This is a genomic window from Saccharopolyspora soli, from assembly GCF_022678645.1.
GTDB lineage: Bacteria > Actinomycetota > Actinomycetes > Mycobacteriales > Pseudonocardiaceae > Saccharopolyspora > Saccharopolyspora soli.
In genome coordinates this window covers 187,912-213,672 of the sequence record NZ_JALBWV010000003.1, presented here as the reverse complement: position 1 = coordinate 213,672, position 25,761 = coordinate 187,912, and the positions used below count along the sequence as shown (strand labels likewise).

Sequence of the window (25,761 nt, the reverse complement as noted above, 5' to 3'; positions counted from 1 at the left end):
AAGCAACATCAGGCAATGACTTCCGCTTCCAGAGGAGCCCAGCCATGACGCTCTCCGATCACTTCGCAGCCCCCCGCCAACGCACCAGCTCCCTCGACGCGGACGCGATCGAAATCCACCTGCCCACCCAGGACCGGCCGGACCCCGCCCCCACCCCGGATCCCGACGAGTTCGACGAAAGCCACCTGATCCGCGGCTACGACTGAGCCCCGGTGGCCGATTCGTTCAAGCCCGGCACCCACCCCGAGACCTAGCCTGCGGGCACCGAACGAAATCGACCAACCGGAGAAAGCACATGAAAGCCCAACTGGATCTAGTCGGACTCGTCGTCGCGGACATGGCCCGCTCCCTGGCGTTCTACCGGCGGCTCGGCCTCGACCTGCCCGCCGACGCGGACCAGCAACCGCACGTCGAGGCCACGCTGCCCGGCGGCCTCCGGCTGGCCTGGGACACCGTCGACACGGTTCGCTCGTTCAGCCCGGATTGGCAACCGGCCACCGGTGGCCCGCAGATCGCCCTGGCCTTCCTGCTCGACAGCCCCGTCGAGGTCGACGCGATGTACCAGCAGCTGACCGAGGCGGGCTACGAAGGCGGCAAAGCACCGTGGGACGCGTTCTGGGGACAGCGCTACGCCACCGTCCACGACCCCGACGGCAACGAAATCGACCTGTTCGCACCACGACTCGACTGACAGTCCCCTGTGGACTTCCGGCCCCAACGTCGAACCGCCCCGGAGGACGACGGACGTTGGGGCTGCAGGCCGTTCGCTGGTCGGTGGCGCGCTCAGGCGTGGACCGGAGGTCGCGGGCATGGCCAGCCGCCCACTGCCGAACGGTTTTCCTCTGGAGCGATGGCATTTTGTTAGAGATGCGAGCTTTGCCGGGTTGTAGTGATTTAATTCGGTCTACACTGAATCCATAGATGTTAATGATTTGAGAGTTCGCCTGTGGCGTATCCGGTGGTGATCACCGGCCGCCTGCGGCAGCGTGCTCCGCATGACCGACTTCCGCTTCTCCTACAACATCTTCGGCATCGAATCGCACAGCACCTTCGTCGAGACCTGTCGCCGTGCGGAGCAGCACGGCTACGACACCGTTTTCGCCGCCGACCATCTCGGGACAGCCTCGCCCTTCCCCGCTCTCGTCGCCGCAGCGCAGGCAACCGAGCGCCTCAAGGTCGGCACCCTCGTGCTCAACGCGTCGTTCTGGAATCCAGCCCTGCTGGCCCGCGAGATCGCCACCACCGACCTCCTCACCGGCGGCCGCCTTGAGGTCGGACTCGGCTCCGGGCACATGAAGTGGGAGTTCGACGAGGCGGGCATCGCGTGGCAGCCGTTCGGGGCACGCGCCGAGCGGCTCAGGGAGACCATCGACGAACTCGGCCGCCTGTTCGCCGCGGACGGCTACGACCAACAGGCCGCCATGCGCGAGAACCTCGGCGTTCCCGTCCTGCGCCCGGTGCAGCGGGACGGCTTCGGCGGCTACGGGCCACCGCTGCTCGTCGGCGGGACCGGCGACCGGATCCTGAAGATCGCCGCCGAGACCGCCGACATCATCGGCATCGCCGGGGCGTTCCAGCTCAAGGGCCAGCCGCCGGGCACGCTGCGCATCGGTACCGCCGCCGAAGCCGACGACCGGGTCCGCTACGCCCGCGAACATGTCGGGAAACGCGCGGATCAGGTCCAGTGGCACGTGCTGACGCAGACCGTGCTGGAAACCGACGATCGACGCGCCGAGGCCGAGAAGATGCTCGCGAAGTACGGCCCGATGATGACCGTCGACGAACTCCTGGAAACGCCGTTCGTGTTCATCGGCAGCATCGAGCAGATGGCCGAGCAGGTGCTGCGCAACTACAACCGCTACGGCTTCACCTACTACACCGTGCACGGCCCGTACATGGACACCTTCGCCCCGGTGATCAGCCGCGTCCGCGAGATCGCCAGCTGAGTCGTCAAGGTTATTTCACTCAACACTGAAGAGATAGAATCTATCGATATTCTATAGCTGCCAGCGCTCTGCGGCACCGAGTGCCGCAGGAGCCATTACTGAAGGTCGCGGAGCGCGTCTTCGAGCTGTTTGAGCACGACACCGGTGCTCGCCGTGGTGCGCACCACGCCCACGACAACGTTGTCCCCCACCTCGACGGCCGGGGGCTCGTCGGTCCGCTGCGCCGACAGCGCGGCAGTCACCTGCCGCACCGCGTCGCGCAGCATCGGCTTCGCGTCGAGCTCTCCCCCGCTGCGCAGCCATTGCCGCAGCACGTGGTTGTGCGCGGCGACAACTGCCGCAGCCGCGACTGCCGCCCGCAGGTCACCGCCCGGTTCCCCGGCGTAGCGATCGCGCAGGAAGCGCGCGAACACCCGCTGGTAGCGGTCGATGCTGGCGATCTCCTTGTCGCGCAAGGCAGAAACCTCGCGCGTCAACTCGAATCGCTTGAGCGAGACCTCGGGTTCGGCCAGGTACATGTCCAGCACCACTTCGGCGGTCTGCCCGAGCACCGCCAACGGATCAGCCGCCGGGTCGGCCGCCGCGAGCCGCTCCACCACCTCGGCGAGCCGCTCGTCGTGTCCGGGGAACACGACGTCCTCCTTGGACCGGAAGTACCGGAAGAACGTGCGGCGTCCCACCCCGGCGGCGTCGGTGATCTCCTCCACTGTGGTCGCCTCGAAGCCCTTCGTGGCGAACAGTTCCATCGCGGCCAGTGCCAGGGCGCTGCGCACTCGGCGGCGGCCGTGCGGAGTTCGGCCGGTACGGGTTTTGGCCGCCGGAGTCGCTGGCTCGGACATGGCCGGACTATAGCGCAGCAGATTGCTAGTGGCACTCAGTGCCGTTACGATGTCGGCGCAATCAGGTGTCCGCTGGAGCGGACGGCGAGGAACAACCCCGGCCCGGTGCCGGGATCTAGGAGGCAGCGGTGGATCCGAACTTCGGCACCTACCAGCTGGCCGAGGAGCACGAAGCGCTGCGGGACGCGGTGCGCGCGCTGGCCGACAAGGAGATCGCACCGCACGCGGCCGAGTTCGATGAACAGGAGCGCTACCCGAGCGAAGCGCGCAACGCGCTGGCGAAGGCCGGGTTCATCGCCGTGCACGTGCCGGAGGAATACGACGGGCAGGGTGCTGACTCGGTCGCCACCTGCATCGTGATCGAGGAAGTCGCTCGGGTCTGCGCCGCATCATCGCTGATCCCGGCTGTGAACAAGCTCGGCACCATGCCGATCCTGCTCGCTGGCTCCGAAGACCTCAAGAAGCTCGTGCTGCCGTCCATCGCGACCGGCGAGGCGACCGCCTCCTACGCGCTGTCCGAGCGGGAGGCGGGTTCGGACGCTGCGTCGATGAAGACCCGCGCGCGCCTCGACGGGGACCACTGGGTGCTGCGCGGCAGCAAGTGCTGGATCACCAATGGCGGCGTGTCGAGCTGGTACACCGTGATGGCGGTGACCGATCCGGACAAGGGCGCCAATGGCATCAGCGCGTTCGCGGTGCACGCCGACGATCCCGGATTCGTGGTGGGTCCGAAGGAGAAGAAGCTCGGCATCAAGGGTTCGCCGACGGTGGAGCTGTACTTCGAGGACTGCACCATCCCCGCCGATCGGATCATCGGCGAGCCCGGCACCGGGTTCAAGACGGCGCTGCGCACCCTGGACCACACCCGGCCCACCATCGGCGCCCAGGCGGTCGGCATCGCGCAGGGCGCGCTGGAAGCCGCGCTGGCCTACGTTAAGGAGCGCAAGCAGTTCGGCAAGGCCATCGCGGACTTCCAGGGCGTGCAGTTCATGCTCGCTGACATGGCGATGAAGATCGAGGCCGCGCGGCAAATGGTCTACATCGCCGCGGCCCGCGCCGAACGCGGCGAGCCGAACCTCGGGTTCATCTCCGCCGCGGCGAAGTGCTTCGCCTCCGATGTCGCCATGGAGGTCACGACCGACGCGGTACAACTGTTCGGCGGCGCCGGTTACACCCGCGACTTCCCGGTCGAGCGGATGATGCGCGACGCCAAGATCACCCAGATCTACGAGGGCACCAACCAGATCCAGCGAATGGTGATGGCCCGCCAGTTGCTCAAGTAGCCGATCGCCGCAGACGTGATCGGGATTGTGGTCCGATCACAAAAAGTTCGGCTACCCGTTGTGCCGACACTGCTGCCTTGTGCCAAGCCCCCAGGTGGGGGCCGCTGACTCTGTTCCGCGCGATCTGGTCAGGCAGGCGAGCGGACGCGAAAGTCGACCATGTCATCGCATGTTCGGCGGTCCCGCGTCGCTCGGACTCCGCACGACCGCGCGGCGGAGGCAGCAGCCCGTGCCCGCGGATCGCGTAGCGCGAGCGCTAGGAGCGAACCATGAGCAGCAGCGTGCAGCAGGTGTTCGGCGACAAACCGCTTGAGGTGCGCGATACCGATCACTACGCGCAGGAGTACGTCACGGGTTTCGTCGCGAAGTGGGACGAGCTGATCGACTGGGACAAGCGCCGCGCCAGCGAAGGGGACTTCTTCGTCGACCAGCTCCGCAGGCGCGGCGTGCGGTCCGTGCTGGATGCCGCCACCGGCACCGGTTTCCACTCGGTCCGCTTGCTTGAACACGGCTTCGAGACGGTCAGCTCGGACGGTAGTCCGCAGATGCTGGCCCGCGCCTTCCGCAACGGTCTCAACCACGGCGGCCACGTCCTGCGCACGGTGCACGCCGACTGGCGCTGGCTGAGTCGTGACGTGCAGGGCACCTACGACGCCATCATCGTGCTGGGCAACTCCTTCACGCACCTGTTCTCCGAGCGCGACCGCCGCAAGGCCCTCGCCGAGTTCTACGCGATGCTCAAGCACAACGGCGTGCTGATCATCGATCAGCGCAACTACGACGCGATCCTGGACCACGGTTTCGCCACCAAGCACACCTACTACTACGCCGGTGCGGACGTCACCGCGGAACCGGATCACGTCGACGACGGACTGGCCAGGTTCAAGTACACGTTCCCGGACGGGGCCGAGTACTACTTGAACATGTACCCGCTGCGGAAGAACTACCTGCGGCGGTTGCTGCGGGAAGCGGGCTTCCAGCGCATCGACACCTACGGCGATTTCCAGGAGAACTACACCGACGCGGATCCGGACTTCTTCATCCACGTGGCCGAGAAGTCGGCGTGATCAGTCTTCCGCCGAAGGCGCCAGACCCGATGCGGCGAGCAGCCGTTCGACCGACTCGCGGTCGGTGTCGCGGACCACGATGACCGCTCCTTGCACCAGCGAGCGGGCCTGCGCCAGGAGCTCGGTCGCCAGCCTCAGCCCGGTTGCTCGGCCATCAGTCCCGGCTCGTTCGAGCGCCGACAGCGTGGACTGCGGAATGGTGACATCGGGAACCTCGTGGGCGAGGTATTCGCCTTCGGCGAAGCTGGTCAGCGGCGACACGAAGACGAGCACCGGCACTCCCTCGTCGGCGAGCTCCGCGAGCATCCGCCGCAGGGTGCTGAGTTCGTACACCGCTCTGGTGACCAGGAATTGCGCACCGGCTCGGATCTTCGCTCGGGTGCGCGCTATCTCGGCTGCGACGTCCTCCGCTCCGGGGTTGAACCGCGCGCCGATGGCGAAGGACGTCTTGATGGCCAGTGGCAGGCCGTTGCAGTCCCGCCCTTCGTTCAGCCCGGCCAGCAGCTCGATCAGCCCGACGGACTCGACCTCCCAGATGCCGTCCGCGTTTGGGTAGTCGCCGCGAAGTGGCGGGTTCCCGGTCTCGCAGACGACCGTGCGCATCCCGAACGCGTGCGCACCCAGCAGATCCGCCTGCAAGGTCATGATCGTCTTGTCCCAGGTGGTCACGGTCGCGATGGTCTCGGCGCCCAACTGCTGCTGCAGGTGCAGGGCCAAGCTGACCGAGCTCACCTGTGCTTGTGCGCTCTGGACGGGGGCGACGAAGACCAGCTCAATCCCGTTGCGCCGCAACGCGGAGACGAGTTCGGTCGCCTCGTCCGCACTGCCACCGCCGGGCGGTGCGATGTGCGCGGCGACCACGAACCGGTTCTCGTTCAGCCGCTGCGCCAGACCGCCCTGCTCCAGTTGCGGCACCTCCTTCGACGTCGGACCAGCTACCGGTTGCGGGGCGGGGTGCGGCTGCTGCCGCGCATCGAGGTCGGCCACCGCGTCCACCGCCGCTCGAATGTGCGTCGGTGTCGTACCGCAGCAGCCACCGATGATCGACGCGCCTGCTTCAGCGCAGCGCCGCGCGTATCGGGCGAAGTAGTCATCCACCAAGCGGTATTCGAACCGCCGTCCAATCCGCCGCGGCAATCCCGCGTTCGGCTGGGCGCTGATCGGGAGCGCGGTGTGCCTGCGCAGCTCTTCCACCACCGCGAGCATCCGCTGCGGCCCCACCGTGCAGTTGGCGCCCAGGGCGGTCACGGGCAGTTCGTTCAACGTCCGAGCGACTTCGGCGGGTGTTTCACCGCCTGGCGTATGGCCTTCGGCGGTGAAGGTGGCCTGCGCCAGCAGCGGCAGGTCGCTGAGCTCGGCCGCGACGGTGATGGCCTCGACCAGTTCCGCCAGGTGCCCGAACGTTTCCAGGACGAGCAGGTCCACGCCTCCCTCGATGAGCGCGCTCACCTGCTCGCGCACCGCGTCGATGCGCTCTTCGGCGCGAACCTGCTGGCGCTGGCTGGCGCTCACCGCGGGTGAGACAGATCCGCCGACGAACAACGGCCGCCCGGCGGCCCGCACCGCCTGCCGCGCCAGTCGGACACCCGCCAGGTTGATGTCCGGCACGCTGCCGGTGAACCCGTGCTCCCCCAGGCGCAGCCGGTTCGCGCCGAAGGTGTTGGTCAGCACCAGGTCCACGCCCGCGTCGATGTAGCTGTCGTGCACCGTGCTGACCAGTTCCCCGTTGGACAGGTTGAGCTCCGGAAGCGCGCGGTCGAGCGAGTTTCCGGCGGCGTGCAGCATCGTGCCCATCGCGCCCTCGCACACCAGCAGCCGTTCGTTCAGGGCTGCCACGATCCGCCCGGTCACAGGCCCTCCCCGGTGTCGTGCGGGACACCGGGGACGGCGTCCATGATCTCCAGCGCGACCTGCGCCATGAGTCGATCGCGGTAGTTGCCGAAGTCCAACCCGGTCAGTTCTTCGACCCGACGCACCCGATAGGTGACCGTGTTCGGGTGCACGTGCAGGCGCTTGGAGGCGCGCTGCGGGCTGTTGTTCTCCCGGAAGTAGCAGCCCAATGTGGACAGATACGCAGCGAGGTTGCCGCGCGACTGCTGGGTGAGGCTGCCGAACACCTCGGTGGCGAACCGGCGGAGCTGTCCGGGATCGGCGACCTGGAGGAGCAACCGGTGGATGCCGAGGTCGTCGAAGACCACTGCGGTGCCACCGCGTCCCATCCGCCGCGTGGCGTCGATGGTCCGCCGTGCCTCGTCGTAGGATCTGCTGATCTCCAGCGGAGCCCGGCACAGACCGCCGATGCCCACCGTCACGGTGGATCCGGGGAACAGTTCGCCCAGCCGCTGGAGGCACGCTTCGGCCGACCGCGCGGCGCGGGACCGCTCCGGCAGCCCTGTCCCCTGCGGCTCCGCCATGACCACCGCGACTTCGCTGTCCCGCACCGCGGTGATGGCGTCGGGTGCATGGGTGGTGAAGAACCGCTCGGCAGCGGTCGAAACGCGCCGGTCGAGCTCGGCTTGCTCGGCCGAGCTGTCCGGGCCGTCGAGGACCAGCGCCATCACCCGATGATCACGTTTGTCGTCGTACCCGAGGTGCCGTGCCCACCGCTGCAGCTCCTCGCTGTCGCTGCCCTTGCCCGACAGCAGACCTTCGACCAGGTCGTGGCGCACTCGGGTCGCGGCGGCGGCGACCACCCGCTCGCGGCCCAGGATGACTCCGCAGATCGTGGCGGCGTGCTCGGTGAGCAGGAGGCGGAGATCTTCACCTGTCTCCGGGCCGCCGTCGTCCAGCGTGATCAGGTAGGCGGGCACGTCGTTGCCGACCAGGATCGGCGCGACGATCACCGGTGCGGTCTCCCCGACCTCGGGCAGGTGGACCGCGCGCCGGGTGCGGCCGGTGATGCCGAGCACCTGGGCCAAGCGCGGATGGGCCACCCGACCCTGCACGTACTCGGCTGCGTCCGCGAGGCGGTGCGTCGAAGACGCCGCCGCGATCACGTCCATCGTCTCGTCGACCACCGCGACCGTGGTGTCCATGCGCTCGGCGATCAGCTCGGCGACCGCCTCGATCCCGGCATCCTGGACGGCGAGGCCGGACAGGTGGCGGTAGAGCGCGACGAGTTTCCGCAGCGCGAGGTTCTCCCGGTCGATTCCGCTGCTGTCCGCCGCACCAATCACTGCCGGGCCGCTGCCGCGGTGGAAACTCGGGCGCAGCTCTGCCACCTGCTCAGGCTAACAGCGGCACCCCTGGAAAACGTTGTGCCGCATCACAATCGCCCATCAAACAACTGAGAACCGTGATTTCGCGGAATGGAATGCCCATTGCTCGGACCAGCGAAGGACTGGATGTCAAGTCCAGTTCCGCCAGGCGAACGGAATCTTCTCCTCGCGATGCGCGGGCCAATGCCATCCGCGGCCGACCAGCGCTGCTGCCCCGCCGGGTACGGCCGGGCATGTGTCCTGCCACAGATTTCGGGTTTCCGCTTTGGTTTCGCGCTCATTGTCAGCGTCGAAACGCGCCGCGTACCGTCTGCCGCAACAACGGGGTGAACAAGGGGGCGTTGACATGCATGCGGAAGCGGAGTGTCCCCACTGCGGATTTCCTTTGTCCCGGCCGACAACCAATGGCGCTACAATCCGCCAGGAATGCGGCCCCGGCGAAGAACGCCAACGCATCCAAGAACTAGTGCGCGAGGTACGGCTGTTGCAAGAGACCGTCGCACAGCTCCGTGGTTCTCGCACACCTTTCGAGAAGTAGTGCGCACGCCGCAAAGACCAGCAGGAGGGCGAGAACCCTGACCGCAGACGCTTCCGCAAGATCCGGAGGGACGGCGACCAGTTCACCGAGTCGACGCACCCTCCTGCTCGCCAGCACGATCGGCACTTCGATCGAGTGGTACGACTACTACATCTTCAACACGGCCTCCGCGTTGGTGTTCGGGATGCTGTTCTTCCCGCAGTTCTCCCCCGTCGCGGGCACCCTCGCGGCGTTTGCCACCTTCGCCGTCGGATTCATCGCGCGGCCGTTGGGCGGCGCCGTGATCGGGCACTTCGGTGACCGCATCGGCCGCAAGTCGATGCTCGTGCTCACCCTGCTGCTCACCGGGTTGTCGACGTTCCTCATCGGTGTGCTGCCCACCTACGCCGCGATCGGGGTGGCCGCACCGGTCGCGCTGGTGCTCCTCCGGCTGGTGCAGGGCTTCGCGGTTGGTGGCGAGTGGGGCGGCGCCGTCCTGGTCGCCACCGAACACGCGGGTCCCCGCCAGCGGGCGCTGTTCGGCAGTTTCGCGCAGTTCGGCGTGCCGATCGGCGTCATCACCTCCAACCTCGCGTTCCTGGCGGTCGCCGGGTTGCCGGAGGACGACTTCCGCGCCTGGGGCTGGCGAATCCCCTTCCTGCTCAGCATCGCGCTGCTGATCGTCGGTCTGGTCGTGCGCCGCAAGCTCAACGACAGCCCCGAGTTCCAGCGGCTCAAGGAGAAGCAGGCGGTCAGCAAGCTGCCCGTCGCCGCGTTGTTCCGCCGCCGACCCCTCACCCTGCTGCTGGCCAGCGTCGCGTCCATCGCGGCCCCGGCGGTGGGCTACGCGGTGATCGTCTACATGCTCAACTACGGCACCCAGGTCGTTGGTTTCAGCCGCCCCACACTGCTGGCGCTGATCCTGCTGTCCGCGGTGCTGTGGATCGTGATGATCTACGTCGCGGCGTTGTGGGCGGACCGCTGGGGCGCGAAGCCGATCTACATCGCCGGAGCGGTGCTGGGCGTGCTGTGGGCGTTCCCGTTGTTCTGGTTGGTCAACACGGGCAACGGGTGGGCGGCGCTGCTGGGCTTCCTGGTCGCGGCGGTCGTGCAGGCGTTGATGTCCGGCGCGCAGGGTGGCCTGTTCACCGAGATCTTCGACGTGGAGACGCGCTACAGCGCGGTGTCCATCGCCTACCAACTCGGTGGAATGGTCGGCGGCGCCCTGACGCCGATCATCGCAACGGCGCTGTACGCCGCGTACCAATCGTCGAACGCGATCGCGGCCTACCTGCTGGTGGCGTGCCTGTTGAGCCTGCTCGCGCTGTTGGCCATCCGCACCCCGCAGCCGACCACCGCAACGACCTGAGCGAACCCGCATCGGCGCGCGGCACGGACGGGTTCTTACGACATGTCCTGGTCGAGTTCGCCGGTGATGTCCAGCGGGATCAGCGGCAGCGGCCCGGCTAGGTCGGCCGGGGCAGCGGGGGCGAAGGCGAAGTTCTTCGCTCTCGCACCGCCGTCGACGACCAGATCGGTCCCGGTGATCAGCCGGGCGTAGTCCGAGCACAGCCATGCCACGCAATGCCCGATGTCCGTCGGGGTTCCCGTGGTGCCCATCGGCACCATCGGTGCACGCTCCCCGGCCCAGCGCGCCGGGCGGCGCCACGACTCCGTGCCGGACTCACCACCGATGCCGTGGCTGCGCGGTCGGTCGAGGACACCACCAGCGCCGCGCTCGGCGATCAGCTCCGGGTTGTCCGGGGTCGGCGCCGTGGGCGTGAAGCTGTTGACCCGGATGCCGTAGGGCGCCAGGTCCATCGCGGCGGCCCGGACGAAGTTGTTGACGCCGCCCTTGTGGAACGCATAGGCGATCACGCCAGCCGACCCGGACCAGCCGTTGGACGACGAGATCGCCACGATCGAGCCGCGAATGCCGTGTTCGGCCATGTACCGGCCCACGTGCTTGGTGTTCAGGAAGTTGCCCAGCGCAGCGACCTCGACGGCGCGGCGGAAGAACTCAGTGCTCTCGTCGAGCACGCCCTTGCCACCGAGCAGCGCGGCGTTGTTGACGAGGATGTCGATCCGGCCGAACCGTTCGACGACGGCCCGCACGTAGCCGATCACCTGCTCTTCGTCGGTGACGTCGCCGGGCACTGCGATCGCGGTGCCTCCGTTGCGCTCGACGCGCTCGACCGCGGTTTTCGCGGCGTCCGCGTCGATGTCGTTGCAGGCCACTTTGGCGCCGTAGCGCGCAAGGGCGAGCGCGATACCGCTGCCGATGTTCGGGCCAGCACCGGTGACCAGCGCCACCTTGCCTTCCAGCGAGATGTCCACCTGTACTCCCGTTGTCAGTTCCGGCGTGGAGCCGTCGGAGAGATCGTCACGTGCGTGGCGCCCGCGATATCGGTTTCGCCCGCCAGGGTGCGGATGGCCTGCTCGGCCTCTTCGAGGGCGAAGGTGGCGCTGTGCAGCTTCCACAGCGGGAACTGCTCGGACTCGATGATCCGGATCGCCTCCGCGTAGCCGCGAGCGTCCACGCTGTAGGCACCGACCACCGTCAGTCCTTTGCTGATGATCTCGTCGGTGACCAGCGGTACCGCGGCGCGGCCCTTGAGTCCGGCGAGCACGACGCGCCCACCGTGGCGGGCGATGCGCAGCGCGTCGGCGATGGGCTGGTGCGCCATCGGTGTCAGTTCGAGGACGACATCGGCCAGCCGACCGCCAGTCAGGTCGTGCACCGCAGCGACGACGTCGACCGCATCGGGGCCGTCCACGACGAGGGTGTGGTCAGCACCGAACTCCCTTGCCAGTGCGAGCTTTTCGGTGTCCTGTGCCAGGCCGGTGGTGATGATCGTGCTCGCGCCCGCAGCGCGTGCCGCGATCACCGCGGCGATACCGCGCTGTCCGCTGCCGAGCACGACCACGGTGTCGCCGAGCCGCACTTGACCCAGGTGCAGCGCCCACCGCACTCCGGCGCCCAGTGGGTTGAACATCACCGCGAGGTCGGCGGGCAGGTCGGCGCGGACCGGGTGCAGGATCGCGTTGGGATGCAGGTAGAGGAAATCCGCGTAGCCGCCCCACAGGTGCGGCGCCACGTCGACCGGGGTGACGCCGTAGGCGCTGCGCTTGTTCGGGCAGGACATGTAACCGCCGGTCAGGCAGTGGTGGCAGGCGCGGCAGGGCAGCAAGATCTCCACGGCCACCCGGTCTCCCGGTTGCACGCCCCAGCGCGCCGCTGCCGCATCACCGATTTCCTCGATCCGGCCGAGGATCTCGTGACCGGGGACGAACGGCGGGCGGTCCCGCCCCAGCGCGCCCCGGTAGGTCTCGACGTCGCTGCCGCAGATCCCGCAAGCCTCCACGCGCAGCAGCCCGTCCTCGGTGCCGATGCCAGGCAGCGGGAACTCCCGCATTTCCAGGTTGCGCGCCGCGGTCTGGACGACGGCGCGTGCGGTCCCGGTCATGACTGTTCCGCCTCCAGTTCCGCCTCTCCGCGATTCACAGTGGTGGTGCGTCCAGCACGAATCTCGCGTTTCGCGGTTTCCGGTGGCTGGCTTGCGTCACGGTCCCCTGAGGTGCGGTTCGGGGGGACTTGGGTTGACACAGGGGGTGTCATGCGTTCTCTCCTGGCTCCGACTCGCCGGGGTAGATCAGGGTGATCCGCTCCTCGGGCACGCCCAGCGCGCTGTGCAGGACGCCGCGCATCAGCGGTTTGGGCACGAGGCACTCGGCGCACGCCCCCGGTCCGGCCGTGATGCTCACTCGCACCTCGGTTTCGGACTCCGCGACGGCGAGCTGGTAGTCGTCCGCGGCCAGGGTCTGGCGCAGCTTGTCCAATGTGGACGGATCGATCGTCACCCCAACACCTCCTGCGTGGATACCTGCGGCGCGGTGGTCCGCTGGACGGGATGGGCGGTGCGCGACCAGCCCGCGAAGCCGAAGGGCCGCACCACCATCGACATCGCGGCGTTGCGGGCCCCTGCCACCACGATCGGGATCTGCTCCGGTGTCGGCACCGCGTGCAGGCCGTCCTCGTCGACGTTGGGGAACTCGCCCGCTTTCAGGCCCTTACCGGCCCGTGCCAGCTCGGCGTGGCTGCGCACGGCGTGCTCGGCGAGCCACCGCTGCACATCGGCCTTGCCGAACCCGGCTCCGGCCAGCAGCTGGGCGTGTTCGACACCCAGCACCAGCCCGGCCGAGGAGTGCGAACCGATCGCCGCGCCGGTGCGGGCAACGGTGTCGCAGATGTCCCAGAGCACTTCCTCGGCGTCCTGGGTGTGCCGGTTGTCGACGAACTCGCAGGTGCGCAGCAGCATGGCGGAGACCGTGTCGGCACCCGGCGGCAGGCCGAGCTCCACCGACAGCGGTTCCCAAGGGCTCTCCTCCTCGTTCTCCCCGATGCACAGCGTCCAGCGACCGGGAATCCCCTGGGTGGACTGCTCCAACTCCTGCGGCCGGATGCCGAACACGTTGCGCACCACCAGGCCGACAGCGCGCGCGATGGTCGCGTTCGCCCGGAATCCGGGGCCGAGCACCCCGCCGGTGCAGTTGATGCCCACCTCGGCGCGGATCGGGCCGTTGACCACGATCAACGGCGCGGGTCCGCTCGTGCTCTGCCAACCACCGCCGGTCACGATGCGCTGCCGCATGAGCGCGTCCCACGCGGCGAGCACGATCGGGAAGTACTCCGGCAGGCATCCGGCGAGCGCGGCGTTCACCGCGGCCTGTTCCACCGTGCACTCCCGGCCGAGGTGCGAGACGGCGGCGATCACGTCGTCTCGCGCGCGTGGGGTGGCGGCGAGGAATTCCTCGACCATTCCAGCGGTGACCGGCACAACCGGTAGCCCGTCGGTCCAACCCTGAGCGTAGGCGTGCTCGATGGCGAGGCGGGCGTAGTCGAGCCGTTCGGCGTCGCGCTCGACCTCGCCGGTCACGCGACGACCGTCGCCTTCGACGGCGCGGTGAGCATCCCGACGATCTCGGGCAAGATCTCCTGGGCCCGCTCCCCTACTTCGTCGGCGGTCAGCGGCGCGACGGGATGCGGGGTCGTCAGGTACGCGTACCCGGACTCGCCCTGCGCTTCGGCCATCGCGTCCGCGCTCAGCCGGAACGCGTCGCTGCAGATGACGACTGCCGGGCGGCCAGCGGCCTCGATCGCGAGCCCGTCGGCGACGGCCGAGGCGCTGCAGGAGCCGCAGTCACCGACTCCGACGACGATGACGTCGCAGGACTCGACGAGTTCGGCCAGCATCGGGGCGGGCGCCGGGTCAGCGATGCTCAGCTTCTTGCGGCGAACCACACCCGCCGTGCCGTGCTGCGCGGCGAGCTGCGAACCCACCGCGTCGAGGAACTGCTCGGCGTTCTTCTTGGTGTTGGCCAACAAACCGACGGTCAGGCCGCTCAGCCCGTCGGGCCGCGCCGCGCGGGCACCGGCTTCGGCGTTGGCAGCCGGGCGGAAGGTGGGATCGATCATCGCCTCGAACATCGGGGCTCCCTAGGTCGGACGGCGCGGCCGACGGACACGCGGTGGCTCGACGGCCGATACGGCGACGTCGAAACGTCCTGGATGCCGTCGGCTCCGGAGGAGGACCGCAGCCGACGGCCTGATTTGCACAGTAGGGGCGGCGCGAACCCGGTCGCTACCGGCCTTTCGCGTCGCGGAAACAACACCCCGCCGGTATTCCCACCAAACCGCACGTCCACTTTGGACAGCACGGTCATGCGGCGGGCTGGTTCGGAGCAGCCGATCGGTCGCCATCGGTTTCCAGCGGGAAGTGGCAGGCCGCGAAGTGGCCGGGAGCGTGCTCGCGCAGCGCTGGCTGCTCGTCGGTGCAGCGCTGCTGGGCGCGGGGGCAGCGGGTGCGGAACCGGCAGCCGCTCGGCGGGTGCAGCGGCGACGGCGGTTCACCGCTGAGCGGTGCGGGACCACGCGTGCGGCCCGCGCCGGGGGCCAGGCCCGGGATCGACGCCAGCAGCGCCGAGGTGTACGGGTGCCGGGGCTGCCGATACAGCCGCTCGGCCGGACCGACCTCGGCGAGCTGGCCGAGGTGCATCACCGCGACCCGGTCGCTGACCTGCTTGACCAGTGCGAGGTCGTGCGAGATGAACAGGTAGGACAGTCCCAGCTCCCGGCGCAGCTGCTCGAACAGGTTGAGCACCTGGGCTTGGACCAGCACGTCCAGCGATGACACGGCCTCGTCGCAGATCACCAGCGCCGGGTTCAAAGCGATAGCGCGGGCGATGGCCACCCGCTGGCACTGCCCACCGGAGAGCTCGCGCGGGCGGCGCTTGCCGTAGGTGTCGGGGTTGAGGCCGACGAGGTCCAGCAGTTCCCGCACCCGTTCCCGCCGGTGGTCCGCACCGCGCACGCCGTAGCCGAGCAGCGGTTCCTCCACCAGGTCGACGACCCGCCAGCGCGGGTTGAGCGAACCGAACGGGTCCTGGAACACCATCTGCATCTGCCGCCGGGCCTCGACCAGATCGCGGCGCCGCAGGCGCATGAGGTCGGTGCCCTGGAAGTGCACCTCACCGGACTTCGGCGGCGGCGCCTGCAGGATGGAGCGGGCCAGCGTGGATTTGCCGGAGCCGGTTTCCCCCACCACGCCGAGGGTTTCGCCGGGTTGGATGTCCAACGACACGTCCGAGACGGCGTGCACCACGCCGCCCTTGAGCCCGCCCGCGCCGCGAGAGGTGAACTGCTGCACCACGTTTCGCACCCGCAGCAACGGATCCGCGGTCTCCGCGGGCGGATCGTCCACGCGCTCGTCGACTGATGTCATCGCTGCGCTCCATCTCCGGCGTTGTCGTGGGTGCCCTCGTCGGGGGTCGGGTGCCAACACGCCCACCAGTGCCCCGGTTCGTGCTCGGCGAAGGGCGGTGGTTCAGCGCACTGCTCGGTTGCCGAGGCGCAGCGCGGTCGGAACGGGCAGTCGACCGGCGGTGAACTCAGGTCGGGAGGTTGTCCGGGGATGACCGGCAGCAGCGTGTGCGCTTCCCGTTCCAGCAGCGGGATCGCCCCGAGCAGGGCTCGGGTGTAGGGCATGCGGACGTGCTCGAACAGCGTGCTCGCGGATGCGTACTCCACCGCGCGGCCCGCGTACATGACGATCACGTCCTGCGCGTAGCTCGCGGCCAGCCCCAGGTCGTGGCTGATCAGGATGACGGCCATGCCCAGTTGCTGCTGCAGTTCCAGCAGCAGCTCCATGATCTGCGCCTGTGTCGTCACGTCGAGGGAGGTGGTGGCCTCGTCGGCGATCAGCAGGCGCGGCTGCGCGGCCAGCGCGATCGCGATCATCACGCGCTGCCGCATGCCGCCGGAAAGCTGGTGCGGGTACTCGAAGAAGCGCTGCTCCGGGGCGGCCAACCGGACCAGCCGCAGGAGTTCCACCGCCCGCTCCTGGGCCGCACCGCGGTCGATGTCGGCATGCGCGCGGATCGCCTCGGTGATCTGGCTGCCGATCCGCATGGTCGGGTTCAGCGACCGCGCCGGATCTTGGAACACCATCGCGATGTCAGCGCCACGGTGGCGACGCATCTCCCGTTCCGGCATGCCGACCAGCTCGGTGCCGTCGAAGAGCGCCGAACCCCACACCTGGGCGCTCGGCGGCAACAGCCCCATCAACGCCCGGACACCGACGCTCTTGCCGGATCCCGATTCGCCGACGATGGCCAGCATGCGGCCCGGCGCGAGCTCGTAGGACAGCCCGTTCACCGCGTGCACGCTGCGGCCGCGCTGCGCGAACCGAACGCGGAGATCGCGCACTTGCAGCAGCGGCGCGGTGGCCGACTCGGCTGGCCGGTCGGGTTCGGCGGACCGCGCGGTGGCGGAGACGTCCTCGCTGGCGTAGGTCGTGCGGTCGGTCGTCATTGGCCGCTCCATCGCGCGCGCAGGGTTTCTCCGAGCAGGTTGAAGGCGAGCACGGTGACGAGCAGCACCAGGCAGGGCCACACCACGAGCATCGGCGTCGCCGACAGGCTCTGCTGGCCTTGCGCGATCATGTTGCCCCAGCTCGGCGCCGGTGGCGGGATGCCCAGTCCCAGGAAGCTGAGGGCGCCTTCGATGACCATGACGATGCCCATCCCGAGCATCGCGAAGGTGGTCAGCTGCGGGACGATGTTCGGGGCGAGGTGGCGCAGCAGCACGCGCCACCTCGAAGTCCCGCACAGTTCGGCCGCCGCCATGAACGGCTGCTCCCGCAGCCGCAGCGTGGCAGCTCGGGAAATCCTGGCGAACGCCGGAATGCTGAAGAACGCCAGGGCCAGGATGGTGTTCGTCTGGCTGGGCCCCAGGCTCTGCGCCACCGCGAGCGTGAGCACCAGCGACGGGAACGCGATCAGCACGTCCAGCACGCGCATGATCACGGTGTCGGTGAGCCCGCCCGCATAACCCGACAGCGCGCCCAGCGTTCCCCCGACCGCGAGGCCCAGCAGATTCACCGCCACCGCCACGATCAGCGACGAACGTCCGCCGTGCAGGATCCGCGAGAAGATGTCGTTGCCGTTGGGATCGGTGCCGATCAGATGGCCGGGCGAGAACGCGGGGAGGTAGGACTCCAGGACGTTGCCACCGATCGGTGGCGGGACCGGCAGGACCAGCGGCCCCAGGAAGCAAGCGGCCACGATGATCGCCAGCGCTGCCGACGGCAGCAGGATTTCCAGGTAGCGGAGCCACGCCCGGCCAGCGGCGGGCGTCTCCCGGGCGAACGTCGGCGCGGCCTCAGCGACTGCCATAGCGGATCCTCGGGTCGAGCACGGTGTAGAGCAGGTCGGCGAGCAGGTTGGCCAGCACGGTGACGACGGCGAACACCACGACGCACGCCTGCACGACGACGAAGTCGCGGGTGTTGATCGCCTGCAGCATGAGCTGGCCCAATCCGGGCAGGGCGAAGATCTGCTCGATGATCACGGTGGCGCCGATCAGCGTTCCCAGGTTCAAGCCGACCACGGTGATCAGCCCGAACGCCGAGTTCCGGAAGGCGTGCAGCAACAACACCCGCCACGGTCCGATGCCCTTGGCGCGCGCCACCACGATGTAGTCCTCGCCGCGGAGCTGGTCGACCAGGTCACCGCGCAGGAACCGGGTGTAGAAGCAGAACAGCGGGAACGCGATCGCCAGGGCTGGCAGCATCAGCGAATGCACGTTCCCGCCCAGGCTTTCCGACGGCGACACGTACCCGATGGCCGGGAACACCGCCAGGTTCACCGCGAACACCAGCACCAGCAGCAGCGCCAGCACGTAGTTGGCCACCGACAGCCCGGTGATGCTGACGACCATGCTGACGCGGTCGAAAAGCCCGTTCGGCTTGTAGGCGGCCAGCAACGCGACCGGTATCGCCAGCCCGAGCGAGATGAGGAACGCCAGCGCGACCAGTTCACCGCTGACAGCCAGGTGCTCCCAGAGCAGCCCGGTCACCGGCTGGCCGCTGACCACCGAGGTGCCCAAGTCCCCCGTGACCGCACCACCCAGCCAGCTCAGGTAGCGCATCGCCGCTGGCTGGTCCAGGCCGAGTTGCAGCTCCAAGGCCCGGACCTGCTCCGGAGTGGCCTCGGCCCCAAGCAGTTGCTGGGCCGCGTTGCCAGGGATCAGGTTGAGCACCCAGAAGGTCAGGATGCTCACGCCGAGCAGGATCGGCACCGCCATGAGCAGCCGTTTGCCGATCAACCGAACGCTGGGCGAGGTGGCCAGCCGCGCCGCGCGGGAGTCCTGCGGAGGCGACTCGATGGCTGCCGTCACTGTTTGGCCCTCCACACTTCGTCCCAGATGATCCCGCTGTTGACGACGATCGGCGGGATCTTCGTGGTCAGGCCGGGGCCGTGCACGTCGGTGGTCGCGAGGTTGGCCGCCGCGAACGCCAGGCCGAAGGGCGCGTAGGCGTTGTCGCTGATGTGCTTGCTCGCCTGGCGGTAGAGGTCATCGCGTTGGGCGGGGTCGATCGAGGCGGCGGCCGCGTTGAGCAGTCCGTCGAGCTGTGGATCATTGACCCCGCTGAACGGCGAGTTCGAGCCGAAGCGGAAGGTGACGCCCACCCCGGAGGCCGGATCCCACGCCCCGGCGGTCTGCAGCATCGACTGCCACCGGCCGGACTGGAACTGCTGGACCAATGTGGACAGTTCGTACTTGGTGACCTTGACGTTGATACCGGCCTGCTGCCACTGCGTCTGCAGCGCGGTCATGACCTGCTCGGCCACGTAGTTGCCGAGCGTGCCCAGCTCGACGTTGAGCCCGCCGAGCTCGTTGACCAGCTGCCGGGCCCGCGCCGGGTCGTAGGCCGGATACCCGTCGACGGTCTCGTGGTGGAACAACCCGCCCACGCCGGTGAACGTCTGGCTGACCGGGTACTCGCCGCGGAATAGGCCCTGCGAAATCGCCTTGAAGTCCGTCGCGCGGTAGATCGCCTCCCGGGCCCGCTGGTCGTTGAACGGCGCGGTTTTCGTGTTGAGCTGCACGACGTACGGCGAGGTCGGCGGCTGCACCGTGACGACCAGCCGATCGTCGTTCTGGGCTTGTTCGAGCAGCGGCGTCGTGTTCAGGCCCTCGTACGCCTGCGCCTGCCCGGACAGCAGCGCCTGGTAGGCGGGCTGGTCACCGCCGATGGACTTGAACGTCAACCGGTCCAGGTAGGGCAGTCCCTGCTTGAAGTATCCGGGGTTGCGGGTGAGCACGAGCTCGGAGCTGAGCTTGTTGGACTCCACGACGAACGGCCCGGCGCCCACCGGCTTGATCCTGAACTGCTCCGCACCGAGGTTCTGCAGCGCGGTCGGCGACGCCATCCAGTTGGCGTTGGACGCGGGGAAGGAGTTGATCGCCGCGGCGTACGGCCGGGTGAAGTGGAGCACGACGGTGCGCGGATTTTCGACGGTTACGCCGTTTTGGGCCAGCGGCCACGTCGGTCGGCAGGTGCAGGGCGAGGTAACCGCCCGCCGCAGGTTGAACGCGACTGCCTCGGCGTCCAGCGGGGTGCCGTCGCTGAACCGGATCCCGTCGCGCAGCGTGATCCGCACGTCGTTGCCGCCGTTGAGCAGCTCGTAGCCCTCGGCCTGGTTCGGCACGACTTCCGCACCGGTGCCGTCGTCCTGGGCGCGCAGCAGGAAGAGTCCGCCGTAGATGGCGCTCATCTGCGGGATGTTGGCCCCGCCGGTGGTGTTCGTCGCCGGGTCGAGCCCGGTCGGCCAGCCACCGGCGAAGCTGACGTCTTCGAGAACGGTCATCTCCCCACCGCGTTGGGGCGGTCCCGCTGGTCGCGCGTCCGACGAGCTGCCGCCACCGCCGCAAGCGGAGGCGAACAGCAGCGGCGCCAAGAGGAGGGACAGTGCTCGCAACCTGCTTCTCACGTGCGTACTCCCGCTTCGGTAGCGATCGGCGCGGCTACCGAAGGCGGCTCCGGTGCCGATCCGTCGTGGGGGGCGAGCGCTCAGCCCCCGAGCGGGTCGAACAGCGCACTGCCCGCATGCGGAGTGACTGGGCTCACTATCTCGCCGCTACAGCCTCGCGACTCAGGCGCACCGCGCTGCAGGCGGATTTCGCCGGGCGAAAGAGAAGTTCACGCCTCGCCGTGCCGCGGCGCAGCGCAACCGACATTCGGGGGCCATCAGCGCGCGGATTCGATGCTGCAATTCGGGTAAGACCAGGCGTGACCCCAAGCGACCCGGACGGCGGCGCCAGCTGCTTCCCTCCGCCGGGGTAGGTGTTGCAATTTCGCGAGAAATTGCCCATCGCGGACCTGCTACGTCATTTGTCGCAGTCCGCATGGGCATCTACGGCAGACCAGCGCAAACCTGCTCCCATCCCTTGTGGCCCTGTCGTCCGCTCGCGAGACTGTAGCCGTTCCAACAGGGCGAACCGCCCTGATTTGCAACAACGTTGACAAAGGGGTCGGCGTGACCGAACAGGCCACCGCGGGCGAGCTGCACCAGCCGGGCGTGCCGGAGGGCTGTCCGACGTGCGGGCAGCCGACCGGCGACGACGCGGCCAAGGCGCACGATCCGGGCGGCGACGCCCGCCACGTGCAGCGGCGGCTGGCGGCCATCGCGCGGGCCGCGTCGAGCGTGGCCGACGCCGGATCGCTGCGCGTCACCCTGGACGTGGTGGCCCGCGAAGTCGTGCAGGCCGAACACATCGCCGCTGCCCAGATACTGCGCGTCGAGCACCCGACGATGCAGATCGTCGGCAAGGCCGGGTTCACCGACGCCGAGGACTTCACCGACCGGCTTGAGGAATGCCGCAAGTTGGGCGCCCGCATGATGTTCGTCGAGGCGTTCCGAACCCGGCAGCGGATCGTCGTGCCGCACCGCAAGCAAGCCATCCTGGACGACCCCAAGTGGGCCCCGCTGCACGCGATCATGGGTGCGCCGGAGTGGGACAGCTTCGTAGCCGTGCCGCTGGTGGTGCGCGGCCGGGCCGTGGGCGTGTTGAACGCCTACTACGAACCGGGCGAGACGCCGGGGCCGAGCGCGCTGGAATTCCTCGAAGCGATGGCCGACCAGGCCGCGACCGCGGTCGACTCGGCCGACCTGCTGGTGCGCGGTCGCCGTGACGCCCAACTCGACGAGCGAGCCCGGCTGGCCCGCGAGCTGCACGACTCGGTGGTGCAACACGTCTTCTCGATGCGCATGCAGGCCAAGGCGTTGCGCGCGCAGGTCGAGCCCGGTCGAACCAGCAGCTCGGAGCGGGTGCGGTCGGTGGCCGACGAATTGCTCGGTCTCGCCCAGCACGCGCTCGCCGACTTGCGCGGCCTGGTCTTGCAACTGCACCCCACCGAACTCGTCGGACGCGGCCTCGTCGCAGCGGTGCGCGAGCACGCCGAGTCCGTGCAGGCGGCCACCGGGCTCGCCATCGACGTCAGCACCGACGAACCGTGGCTGGTACCCGAATTGCCGACCGAGCTGCAGGAAGACCTCTACCGCATCGTGCAGGAAGCGCTGCACAACGTGGTCAAGCACGCCTGCGCGAGTCGTGCCCTGGTCCGCATCAGCACCGTTGACGGGTTGGGGGGCGACCAACTCCTGGTGGAGATCTCCGACGACGGCAAGGGTTGGCAGCCGACGCAGGAACGGCGCGGCGCGCTCGGCCTGGTGTCGATGAAAGAACGGGCACAACGGTGGGGAGGCCACATGGCGGTGGACAACGCGGACGGCGGCTGCCGGGTCCGGGTTCGGCTACCCGCGGCGCACGGCGGCGGACGGTGAGTCGACCGATGACCGAGCCAGAGATCATCCGCGTACTCGTCGTCGACGACCACGCCGTGGTGCGCCGCGGCCTGGCGGCCTACCTGGAGAGCACCCCCGACATCGAACTCGCCGCCGAGGCGGCCAACGGCGAGCAGGCCCTGGACGAACTCGCGCGGCTGGTCGAAGAACAACGACCGCCCCAGGTCATCCTGATGGACGTGCTGATGCCGCGGATGGACGGCATCGCCGCGATCCGGGCGATCGTCGAGCGCTACCCCGAGGTGCGGATAGTCGTGCTGACCAGCTTCGGCGAAGTCGAGCGGGTGCACGCGGCACTGCGGGCGGGCGCCGCCGGGTACCTGCTCAAGGACGCCGATCCGGACGAGATCGCGACCGCCATCCGAGCCGCGGCGCGGGGCGAGGTGCTGCTCGACCCGGCGGTGGCCGGGCGGTTGACCCGCCGACTCGTCTCACCACCGACCGGGCTGGCCGCCCTCACCCTCCGGGAACGCAGCATCCTCGCGCTCGTCGCGCAGGGCATGTCCAACCGGCAGATCTCCGCCGAGTTGTACATCAGCGAGCGCACCGCCCGGACCCACGTCAGCCACGTCCTCGCGAAACTGCAGCTGTCCTCGCGAACCCAAGCGGCACTGGTGGCCATCCGGGAGGGACTGATCGCGCCACCCAGCTAGCCCCGCCCATGGACGACGGAATGCGACCGATTCCCCAAATCCGCGCCGGTGGACCGGAGGTGCGACATGGCAGTGATACCCGAGATGAGGAGACCCACGCCGACCGACCCGCCCGAAGCACCACGGCAGACCGCGGCCGGTCGGGTGCTGTCCGTGCTCGACGCGTTCGGGCCGCGGCACCGCACGCTGTCGCTGAGCGAGATCTCCCGCCGGGCCGGGCTGACGCTGCCGACCGCCCACCGGTTGGTCCGCGAGCTGGTGGGCTGGGGGGCGTTGGAACGCGGTGCCGACGGCCGCTACTCCGTCGGGCTGCGACTGCTCGAACTGTCCGCCCTCGCGCCGCGCGGGTTGGAGCTGCGCGAGGCGGCGTTCCCCTACCTCGAAGACCTGCACCAGATCACCCGCGGCAACGTCCACCTCGGCGTGCGCGACGGCCTGGAGGTCGTCTACATCGAGGCGCTGCGCGCGCGGGTGCGCAACCCGGTCAGCAGCCGCGTCGGCGATCGGTGGCCGATGCACGCCACCGGCACCGGACTCGTGCTCCTCGCGCACGCCGAACCCGACCTGCAGGAGCAGGTGTTGCAGTCGTCGCTGGAGCGTTTCACCCAGCTGACCGTGGTCGATCCAGCTGAGTTGCGCCGCAAGCTCGCGCACGTCCGGCAGACCGGCGTCGCGGTGGCACGCGGGCAGATCACGCTGCCGGACCTCGTGGTTGCGGTGCCGGTGCTGGGCCCCGACGGCGAGATCACGGCGGCGATCAGCGTCGTGGTGGAGACCGCGGCCGCGCGGCCGCGCGAGCTGGCGGCACTGCTCACCCAGGCATCGCGAGCGATCACGCGAGCACTCCGGCCGCACCAGCAGGTTTCGCCGGAGCGGCCGACGCCGCGCGTCTGAGCACGCCGGGAGTTACGCGGGGTTGATCCCCAGCCAGCGGAAGGCGTTGTGCCAGGTGATGTCCGCGTGCACGTCCTCGGGCAGGTCCATCGACCGCAGGGTGGCTCCAGTGGGTTCTTCGCGGGGCATGGCCGGGAAGTCCGAGCCGACCAGCAGCCGGTCGTGGCCGAGCAGGTCGATCAGGTACCGCACGGCGCGCCGGTCGAACACCAGCGAGTCGTAGTAGAAGCGGCGCGCGTACTCCAGCGGTGACGGACCGTCATCCGGTGCGACCGCGCGTTCGGGCACTGGTGGTGCCTCGTTCCAGGAACCGCCCCAGAAGTACTGCGCGCGCGGCAACATCAACGGGTATCCACCGGCCGCGTGGCTGAACGCGATGCGCAACTCCGGGCACTTCGCGGCGGTCCCACCGGTGACCAGCGACGCGGCCGCGAGCGCGCCCTCGATGCCGACCACGTAGGTACCCATCGCGGCGGCGGGCAGCCGGTCGGTGGCCGCTGGCATGGCGTGCACGAAGATCGGCAGCTCCAGCCGCTCCGCCTCGGCGAACAACGGCAGGAAGCGCTCGTCGCCGATCGAGGCGCCGACGACGTTCGACGCGATCTCCACACCGCGCAGGCCCTGGTCCCGGATCGCGGTCAATTCCTTGGCGGCGGCGTTCGGATCCTGCATGGGGACCATGCCGAAGCCGATCAGGCGGCTCGGGTGGGCGGCGCACAGGGTGGCGGTGAACTCGTTGACGTGCCGGGCCAGGGACAGCCCGTCGCGGGCTGGCAGGTCGTAGCGCAGCAGCGGCGGCATCGGCGTGAGCACCTCGACGTCCACACCCGACGCGTCCTGCGCCTCGATGCGGCGTTCGGCGTTGAAGAACACGTCGCGGGCGCGGAATCGCGTCGCACCGAACAGCAAGGTCCGGGCGGTGTCGCCGTCGATCGGCTCCATCCGGGGGAAGCACTCGGGTGCGTCGGCCGGGTAGTCGAAGGGCAACAGGTGGGCGTGGGCGTCGACGAGCACGCGGACCTCCGTCAGCTGTGGGGATGAACCGAGACGTGCACTGCGGGATCGCCCGTTGCCTCACCGGCGAGGGTTTCCATCGCCAGCGCGGTGTCGTCCAGGCCGAACGAATGCGTGTGCAGCTTCTCCAGCGGGAAACGCCCGGACTCGATGATCTCGATCGCCTCGGCGTAGGAACCGGCGTCTACGCCGAACGCGCCGATGACGTGCAGCGCCCGGTTGATGATGAGGTCGGTGCGCACCGGCACGTCGCGGTTGCCCTTGAGACCGGCCAGCACCACCCGGCCGCCGTGCCGAGCGGCGAGCAGCGCGTCCGAAACGGGCTCGGCGGCCATCGGCGTCAGTTCGAGGACGACGTCGGCCATCGCACCATCGGTGATCTCGCGCACCCGCTCCACGGTGTCCACGGCTTCGTCCCCGTCGACGACGATGGTGTGGTCGGCACCGAACTCCCTGGCGAGCGCGAGCTTGTGCGCGTCGGCGGCAAGACCGGTGATGATGATCGTTCCGGCACCGGCGGCGCGGGCCGCGATCACCGAAGCGATGCCCCGCTGCCCGCTGCCGAGCACCAGCACCGTGTCGCCGAGTTGGACGTCGCCGAGGTGGACTGCCCAGCGCACCCCGGCGCCGAGCGGGTTGAACATCACCGCGAGTTCAGCGGGCAGCTGGTTGTCGACCTTGTGCAGGATCGCATTGGGCGTGAGGTAGAGGTATTCCGCCAGCCCGCCCCACAGGCCCGGCGGCGTACCCAGCCCGGTGACCCCGTGGCCGATGGTGCGGTTGCGGCAGGACTGGTAGCGGCCGATCAGGCAGTCGTGGCAGACGCGGCACGGCACGATGACCTCCAGCGCCACCCGGTCGCCGGGCTGCACGCCCCACCGCTGCGCGGCGGTCTCGCCGACCTCCTCGATGATGCCCAGCGGTTCGTGTCCGGGGATCACCGGGTACTGGCCCATGCGCAGGTGGCCCTTGTACATCTCCACGTCGCTGCCGCAGATGCCGTTGGCCTCGACCCGCAGCAGGCCGTCGTCGGCGCCGATGCGTGGGCGGGGGAACTCGCGCAGTTCGATCTGCCGGGGGCCGACCTGGACCGCGGCTCGGACCATATCGCTCATCGGGTC

General features: G+C 69.1%; 23 protein-coding genes and 1 pseudogene. 9 read left to right on the top strand and 15 right to left on the bottom strand.

What is annotated here, in order from left to right:
- Positions 1-44: 44 nt before the first annotated feature.
- From MOQ72_RS03840 to MOQ72_RS03830, 3 genes are all read left to right on the top strand, one after another.
- Positions 45-206 (top strand): hypothetical protein, encoded by a 162-nt coding sequence (locus MOQ72_RS03840; RefSeq protein WP_242180563.1) that lies wholly within the window; start codon positions 45-47, stop codon positions 204-206.
- Between the two features lie 89 nt (positions 207-295).
- Positions 296-691, top strand: coding sequence for a VOC family protein (locus MOQ72_RS03835; protein WP_242180562.1), 396 nt, complete (start codon positions 296-298; stop codon positions 689-691).
- 304 nt (positions 692-995) lie between these two features.
- Positions 996-1,946 carry a TIGR03621 family F420-dependent LLM class oxidoreductase gene (locus tag MOQ72_RS03830; protein ID WP_242180561.1) on the top strand — a complete coding sequence of 317 codons (951 nt, stop codon included), beginning with the start codon at positions 996-998 and terminating at the stop codon, positions 1,944-1,946.
- A 95-nt stretch (positions 1,947-2,041) separates the two neighbouring features.
- On the opposite strand, the gene MOQ72_RS03825 is transcribed toward MOQ72_RS03830, so the two are convergent.
- Entirely contained in the window at positions 2,042-2,785 is a 744-nt protein-coding gene (locus MOQ72_RS03825; protein ID WP_242180560.1) for a TetR family transcriptional regulator, read from the bottom strand.
- Between the two features lie 128 nt (positions 2,786-2,913).
- Between MOQ72_RS03825 and MOQ72_RS03820 the strand changes: the two genes are divergently transcribed.
- A complete protein-coding gene (locus tag MOQ72_RS03820) occupies positions 2,914-4,068 on the top strand; it encodes an acyl-CoA dehydrogenase (RefSeq protein ID WP_242180559.1) in 1,155 nt (384 codons plus the stop codon).
- A 269-nt stretch (positions 4,069-4,337) separates the two neighbouring features.
- Positions 4,338-5,129: pseudogene (locus MOQ72_RS03815) on the top strand (glycine/sarcosine N-methyltransferase); the annotation flags it as partial.
- Positions 5,130-5,135: 6 nt separating this feature from the next.
- Here MOQ72_RS03815 and MOQ72_RS03810 read toward each other — a convergent pair.
- Together MOQ72_RS03810 and MOQ72_RS03805 are read right to left on the bottom strand one after the other, a co-directional pair.
- Complete coding sequence (locus MOQ72_RS03810; RefSeq protein ID WP_242180558.1) at positions 5,136-6,986, bottom strand: bifunctional homocysteine S-methyltransferase/methylenetetrahydrofolate reductase; 1,851 nt, start codon at positions 6,984-6,986, stop codon at positions 5,136-5,138.
- Positions 6,983-8,356 carry a PucR family transcriptional regulator gene (locus MOQ72_RS03805; RefSeq protein WP_242180557.1) on the bottom strand — a complete coding sequence of 458 codons (1,374 nt, stop codon included), beginning with the start codon at positions 8,354-8,356 and terminating at the stop codon, positions 6,983-6,985. Before MOQ72_RS03805 ends, MOQ72_RS03810 begins: the two co-directional genes overlap by 4 nt.
- 506 nt (positions 8,357-8,862) lie before the next feature.
- Here MOQ72_RS03805 and MOQ72_RS03800 point away from each other — a divergent pair.
- On the top strand, positions 8,863-10,239 hold the full coding sequence (locus tag MOQ72_RS03800) for an MFS transporter (protein ID WP_242180556.1): 1,377 nt from the start codon (positions 8,863-8,865) through the stop codon (positions 10,237-10,239).
- 35 nt (positions 10,240-10,274) lie between these two features.
- Here the strand turns inward: MOQ72_RS03800 and MOQ72_RS03795 are convergent, their stop codons facing one another.
- The 10 genes from MOQ72_RS03795 to MOQ72_RS03750 form a co-directional block, all read right to left on the bottom strand.
- The gene (locus tag MOQ72_RS03795; RefSeq protein ID WP_242180555.1) at positions 10,275-11,207 is read right to left on the bottom strand and encodes an SDR family NAD(P)-dependent oxidoreductase; all 933 of its coding nucleotides are present in this window, start codon (positions 11,205-11,207) and stop codon (positions 10,275-10,277) included.
- A 14-nt stretch (positions 11,208-11,221) separates the two neighbouring features.
- Positions 11,222-12,337, bottom strand: a complete 1,116-nt coding sequence (locus MOQ72_RS03790) for a zinc-dependent alcohol dehydrogenase (protein WP_242180554.1) — start codon at positions 12,335-12,337, stop codon at positions 11,222-11,224.
- A 148-nt stretch (positions 12,338-12,485) separates the two neighbouring features.
- Positions 12,486-12,731: a hypothetical protein gene (locus MOQ72_RS03785; protein ID WP_242180553.1), complete on the bottom strand. Its 246-nt coding sequence runs from the start codon at positions 12,729-12,731 to the stop codon at positions 12,486-12,488.
- Positions 12,728-13,807 carry a hypothetical protein gene (locus tag MOQ72_RS03780; RefSeq protein ID WP_242180552.1) on the bottom strand — a complete coding sequence of 360 codons (1,080 nt, stop codon included), beginning with the start codon at positions 13,805-13,807 and terminating at the stop codon, positions 12,728-12,730. The genes MOQ72_RS03785 and MOQ72_RS03780 overlap by 4 nt, the downstream gene beginning before the upstream one ends.
- Entirely contained in the window at positions 13,804-14,358 is a 555-nt protein-coding gene (locus MOQ72_RS03775; protein WP_242180551.1) for a UGSC family (seleno)protein, read from the bottom strand. The genes MOQ72_RS03780 and MOQ72_RS03775 overlap by 4 nt, the downstream gene beginning before the upstream one ends.
- Positions 14,359-14,590: 232 nt before the next feature.
- The gene (locus MOQ72_RS03770; RefSeq protein ID WP_242180550.1) at positions 14,591-15,652 is read right to left on the bottom strand and encodes an ABC transporter ATP-binding protein; all 1,062 of its coding nucleotides are present in this window, start codon (positions 15,650-15,652) and stop codon (positions 14,591-14,593) included.
- Complete coding sequence (locus MOQ72_RS03765; protein ID WP_242180549.1) at positions 15,649-16,740, bottom strand: ABC transporter ATP-binding protein; 1,092 nt, start codon at positions 16,738-16,740, stop codon at positions 15,649-15,651. Before MOQ72_RS03765 ends, MOQ72_RS03770 begins: the two co-directional genes overlap by 4 nt.
- The gene (locus MOQ72_RS03760) at positions 16,737-17,603 is read right to left on the bottom strand and encodes an ABC transporter permease (protein ID WP_242180548.1); all 867 of its coding nucleotides are present in this window, start codon (positions 17,601-17,603) and stop codon (positions 16,737-16,739) included. The genes MOQ72_RS03765 and MOQ72_RS03760 overlap by 4 nt, the downstream gene beginning before the upstream one ends.
- Positions 17,590-18,606: an ABC transporter permease gene (locus MOQ72_RS03755; RefSeq protein WP_242180547.1), complete on the bottom strand. Its 1,017-nt coding sequence runs from the start codon at positions 18,604-18,606 to the stop codon at positions 17,590-17,592. Before MOQ72_RS03755 ends, MOQ72_RS03760 begins: the two co-directional genes overlap by 14 nt.
- Positions 18,603-20,204, bottom strand: a complete 1,602-nt coding sequence (locus tag MOQ72_RS03750) for an ABC transporter substrate-binding protein (RefSeq protein WP_242180546.1) — start codon at positions 20,202-20,204, stop codon at positions 18,603-18,605. The genes MOQ72_RS03755 and MOQ72_RS03750 overlap by 4 nt, the downstream gene beginning before the upstream one ends.
- Positions 20,205-20,750: 546 nt before the next feature.
- Here MOQ72_RS03750 and MOQ72_RS03745 point away from each other — a divergent pair.
- The 3 genes from MOQ72_RS03745 (at position 20,751) to MOQ72_RS03735 (ending at position 23,626) form a co-directional block, all read left to right on the top strand.
- Positions 20,751-22,058 carry a GAF domain-containing sensor histidine kinase gene (locus MOQ72_RS03745; protein ID WP_242180545.1) on the top strand — a complete coding sequence of 436 codons (1,308 nt, stop codon included), beginning with the start codon at positions 20,751-20,753 and terminating at the stop codon, positions 22,056-22,058.
- 8 nt (positions 22,059-22,066) lie between these two features.
- Positions 22,067-22,732, top strand: coding sequence for a response regulator (locus tag MOQ72_RS03740; protein WP_242180544.1), 666 nt, complete (start codon positions 22,067-22,069; stop codon positions 22,730-22,732).
- Positions 22,733-22,798: 66 nt separating this feature from the next.
- A complete protein-coding gene (locus MOQ72_RS03735) occupies positions 22,799-23,626 on the top strand; it encodes an IclR family transcriptional regulator (protein WP_372495272.1) in 828 nt (275 codons plus the stop codon).
- A gap of 12 nt (positions 23,627-23,638) precedes the next feature.
- On the opposite strand, the gene MOQ72_RS03730 is transcribed toward MOQ72_RS03735, so the two are convergent.
- Both MOQ72_RS03730 and MOQ72_RS03725 read right to left on the bottom strand, forming a co-directional pair.
- Entirely contained in the window at positions 23,639-24,640 is a 1,002-nt protein-coding gene (locus tag MOQ72_RS03730) for an amidohydrolase family protein (RefSeq protein ID WP_242180543.1), read from the bottom strand.
- 11 nt (positions 24,641-24,651) lie between these two features.
- Positions 24,652-25,755: a zinc-dependent alcohol dehydrogenase gene (locus MOQ72_RS03725; protein WP_242180542.1), complete on the bottom strand. Its 1,104-nt coding sequence runs from the start codon at positions 25,753-25,755 to the stop codon at positions 24,652-24,654.
- Between the last annotated feature and the right edge of the window lie 6 nt (positions 25,756-25,761).

Excerpts from the sequence above, each read along its gene's own strand:
- MOQ72_RS03740 (WP_242180544.1), top strand. The coding sequence starts at position 22,067 with ATGACCGAGCCAGAGATCATCCGCGTACTCGTCGTCGACGACCACGCC.
- MOQ72_RS03825 (WP_242180560.1), bottom strand. The coding sequence starts at position 2,785 with ATGTCCGAGCCAGCGACTCCGGCGGCCAAAACCCGTACCGGCCGAACT.
- MOQ72_RS03830 (WP_242180561.1), top strand. The coding sequence starts at position 996 with ATGACCGACTTCCGCTTCTCCTACAACATCTTCGGCATCGAATCGCAC.
- MOQ72_RS03840 (WP_242180563.1), top strand. The coding sequence starts at position 45 with ATGACGCTCTCCGATCACTTCGCAGCCCCCCGCCAACGCACCAGCTCC.
- MOQ72_RS03765 (WP_242180549.1), bottom strand. The coding sequence starts at position 16,740 with ATGACGACCGACCGCACGACCTACGCCAGCGAGGACGTCTCCGCCACC.
- MOQ72_RS03770 (WP_242180550.1), bottom strand. The coding sequence starts at position 15,652 with ATGACATCAGTCGACGAGCGCGTGGACGATCCGCCCGCGGAGACCGCG.
- MOQ72_RS03760 (WP_242180548.1), bottom strand. The coding sequence starts at position 17,603 with ATGGCAGTCGCTGAGGCCGCGCCGACGTTCGCCCGGGAGACGCCCGCC.
- MOQ72_RS03835 (WP_242180562.1), top strand. The coding sequence starts at position 296 with ATGAAAGCCCAACTGGATCTAGTCGGACTCGTCGTCGCGGACATGGCC.
- MOQ72_RS03790 (WP_242180554.1), bottom strand. The coding sequence starts at position 12,337 with ATGACCGGGACCGCACGCGCCGTCGTCCAGACCGCGGCGCGCAACCTG.
- MOQ72_RS03775 (WP_242180551.1), bottom strand. The coding sequence starts at position 14,358 with ATGTTCGAGGCGATGATCGATCCCACCTTCCGCCCGGCTGCCAACGCC.
- MOQ72_RS03725 (WP_242180542.1), bottom strand. The coding sequence starts at position 25,755 with ATGAGCGATATGGTCCGAGCCGCGGTCCAGGTCGGCCCCCGGCAGATC.
- MOQ72_RS03735 (WP_372495272.1), top strand. The coding sequence starts at position 22,799 with ATGGCAGTGATACCCGAGATGAGGAGACCCACGCCGACCGACCCGCCC.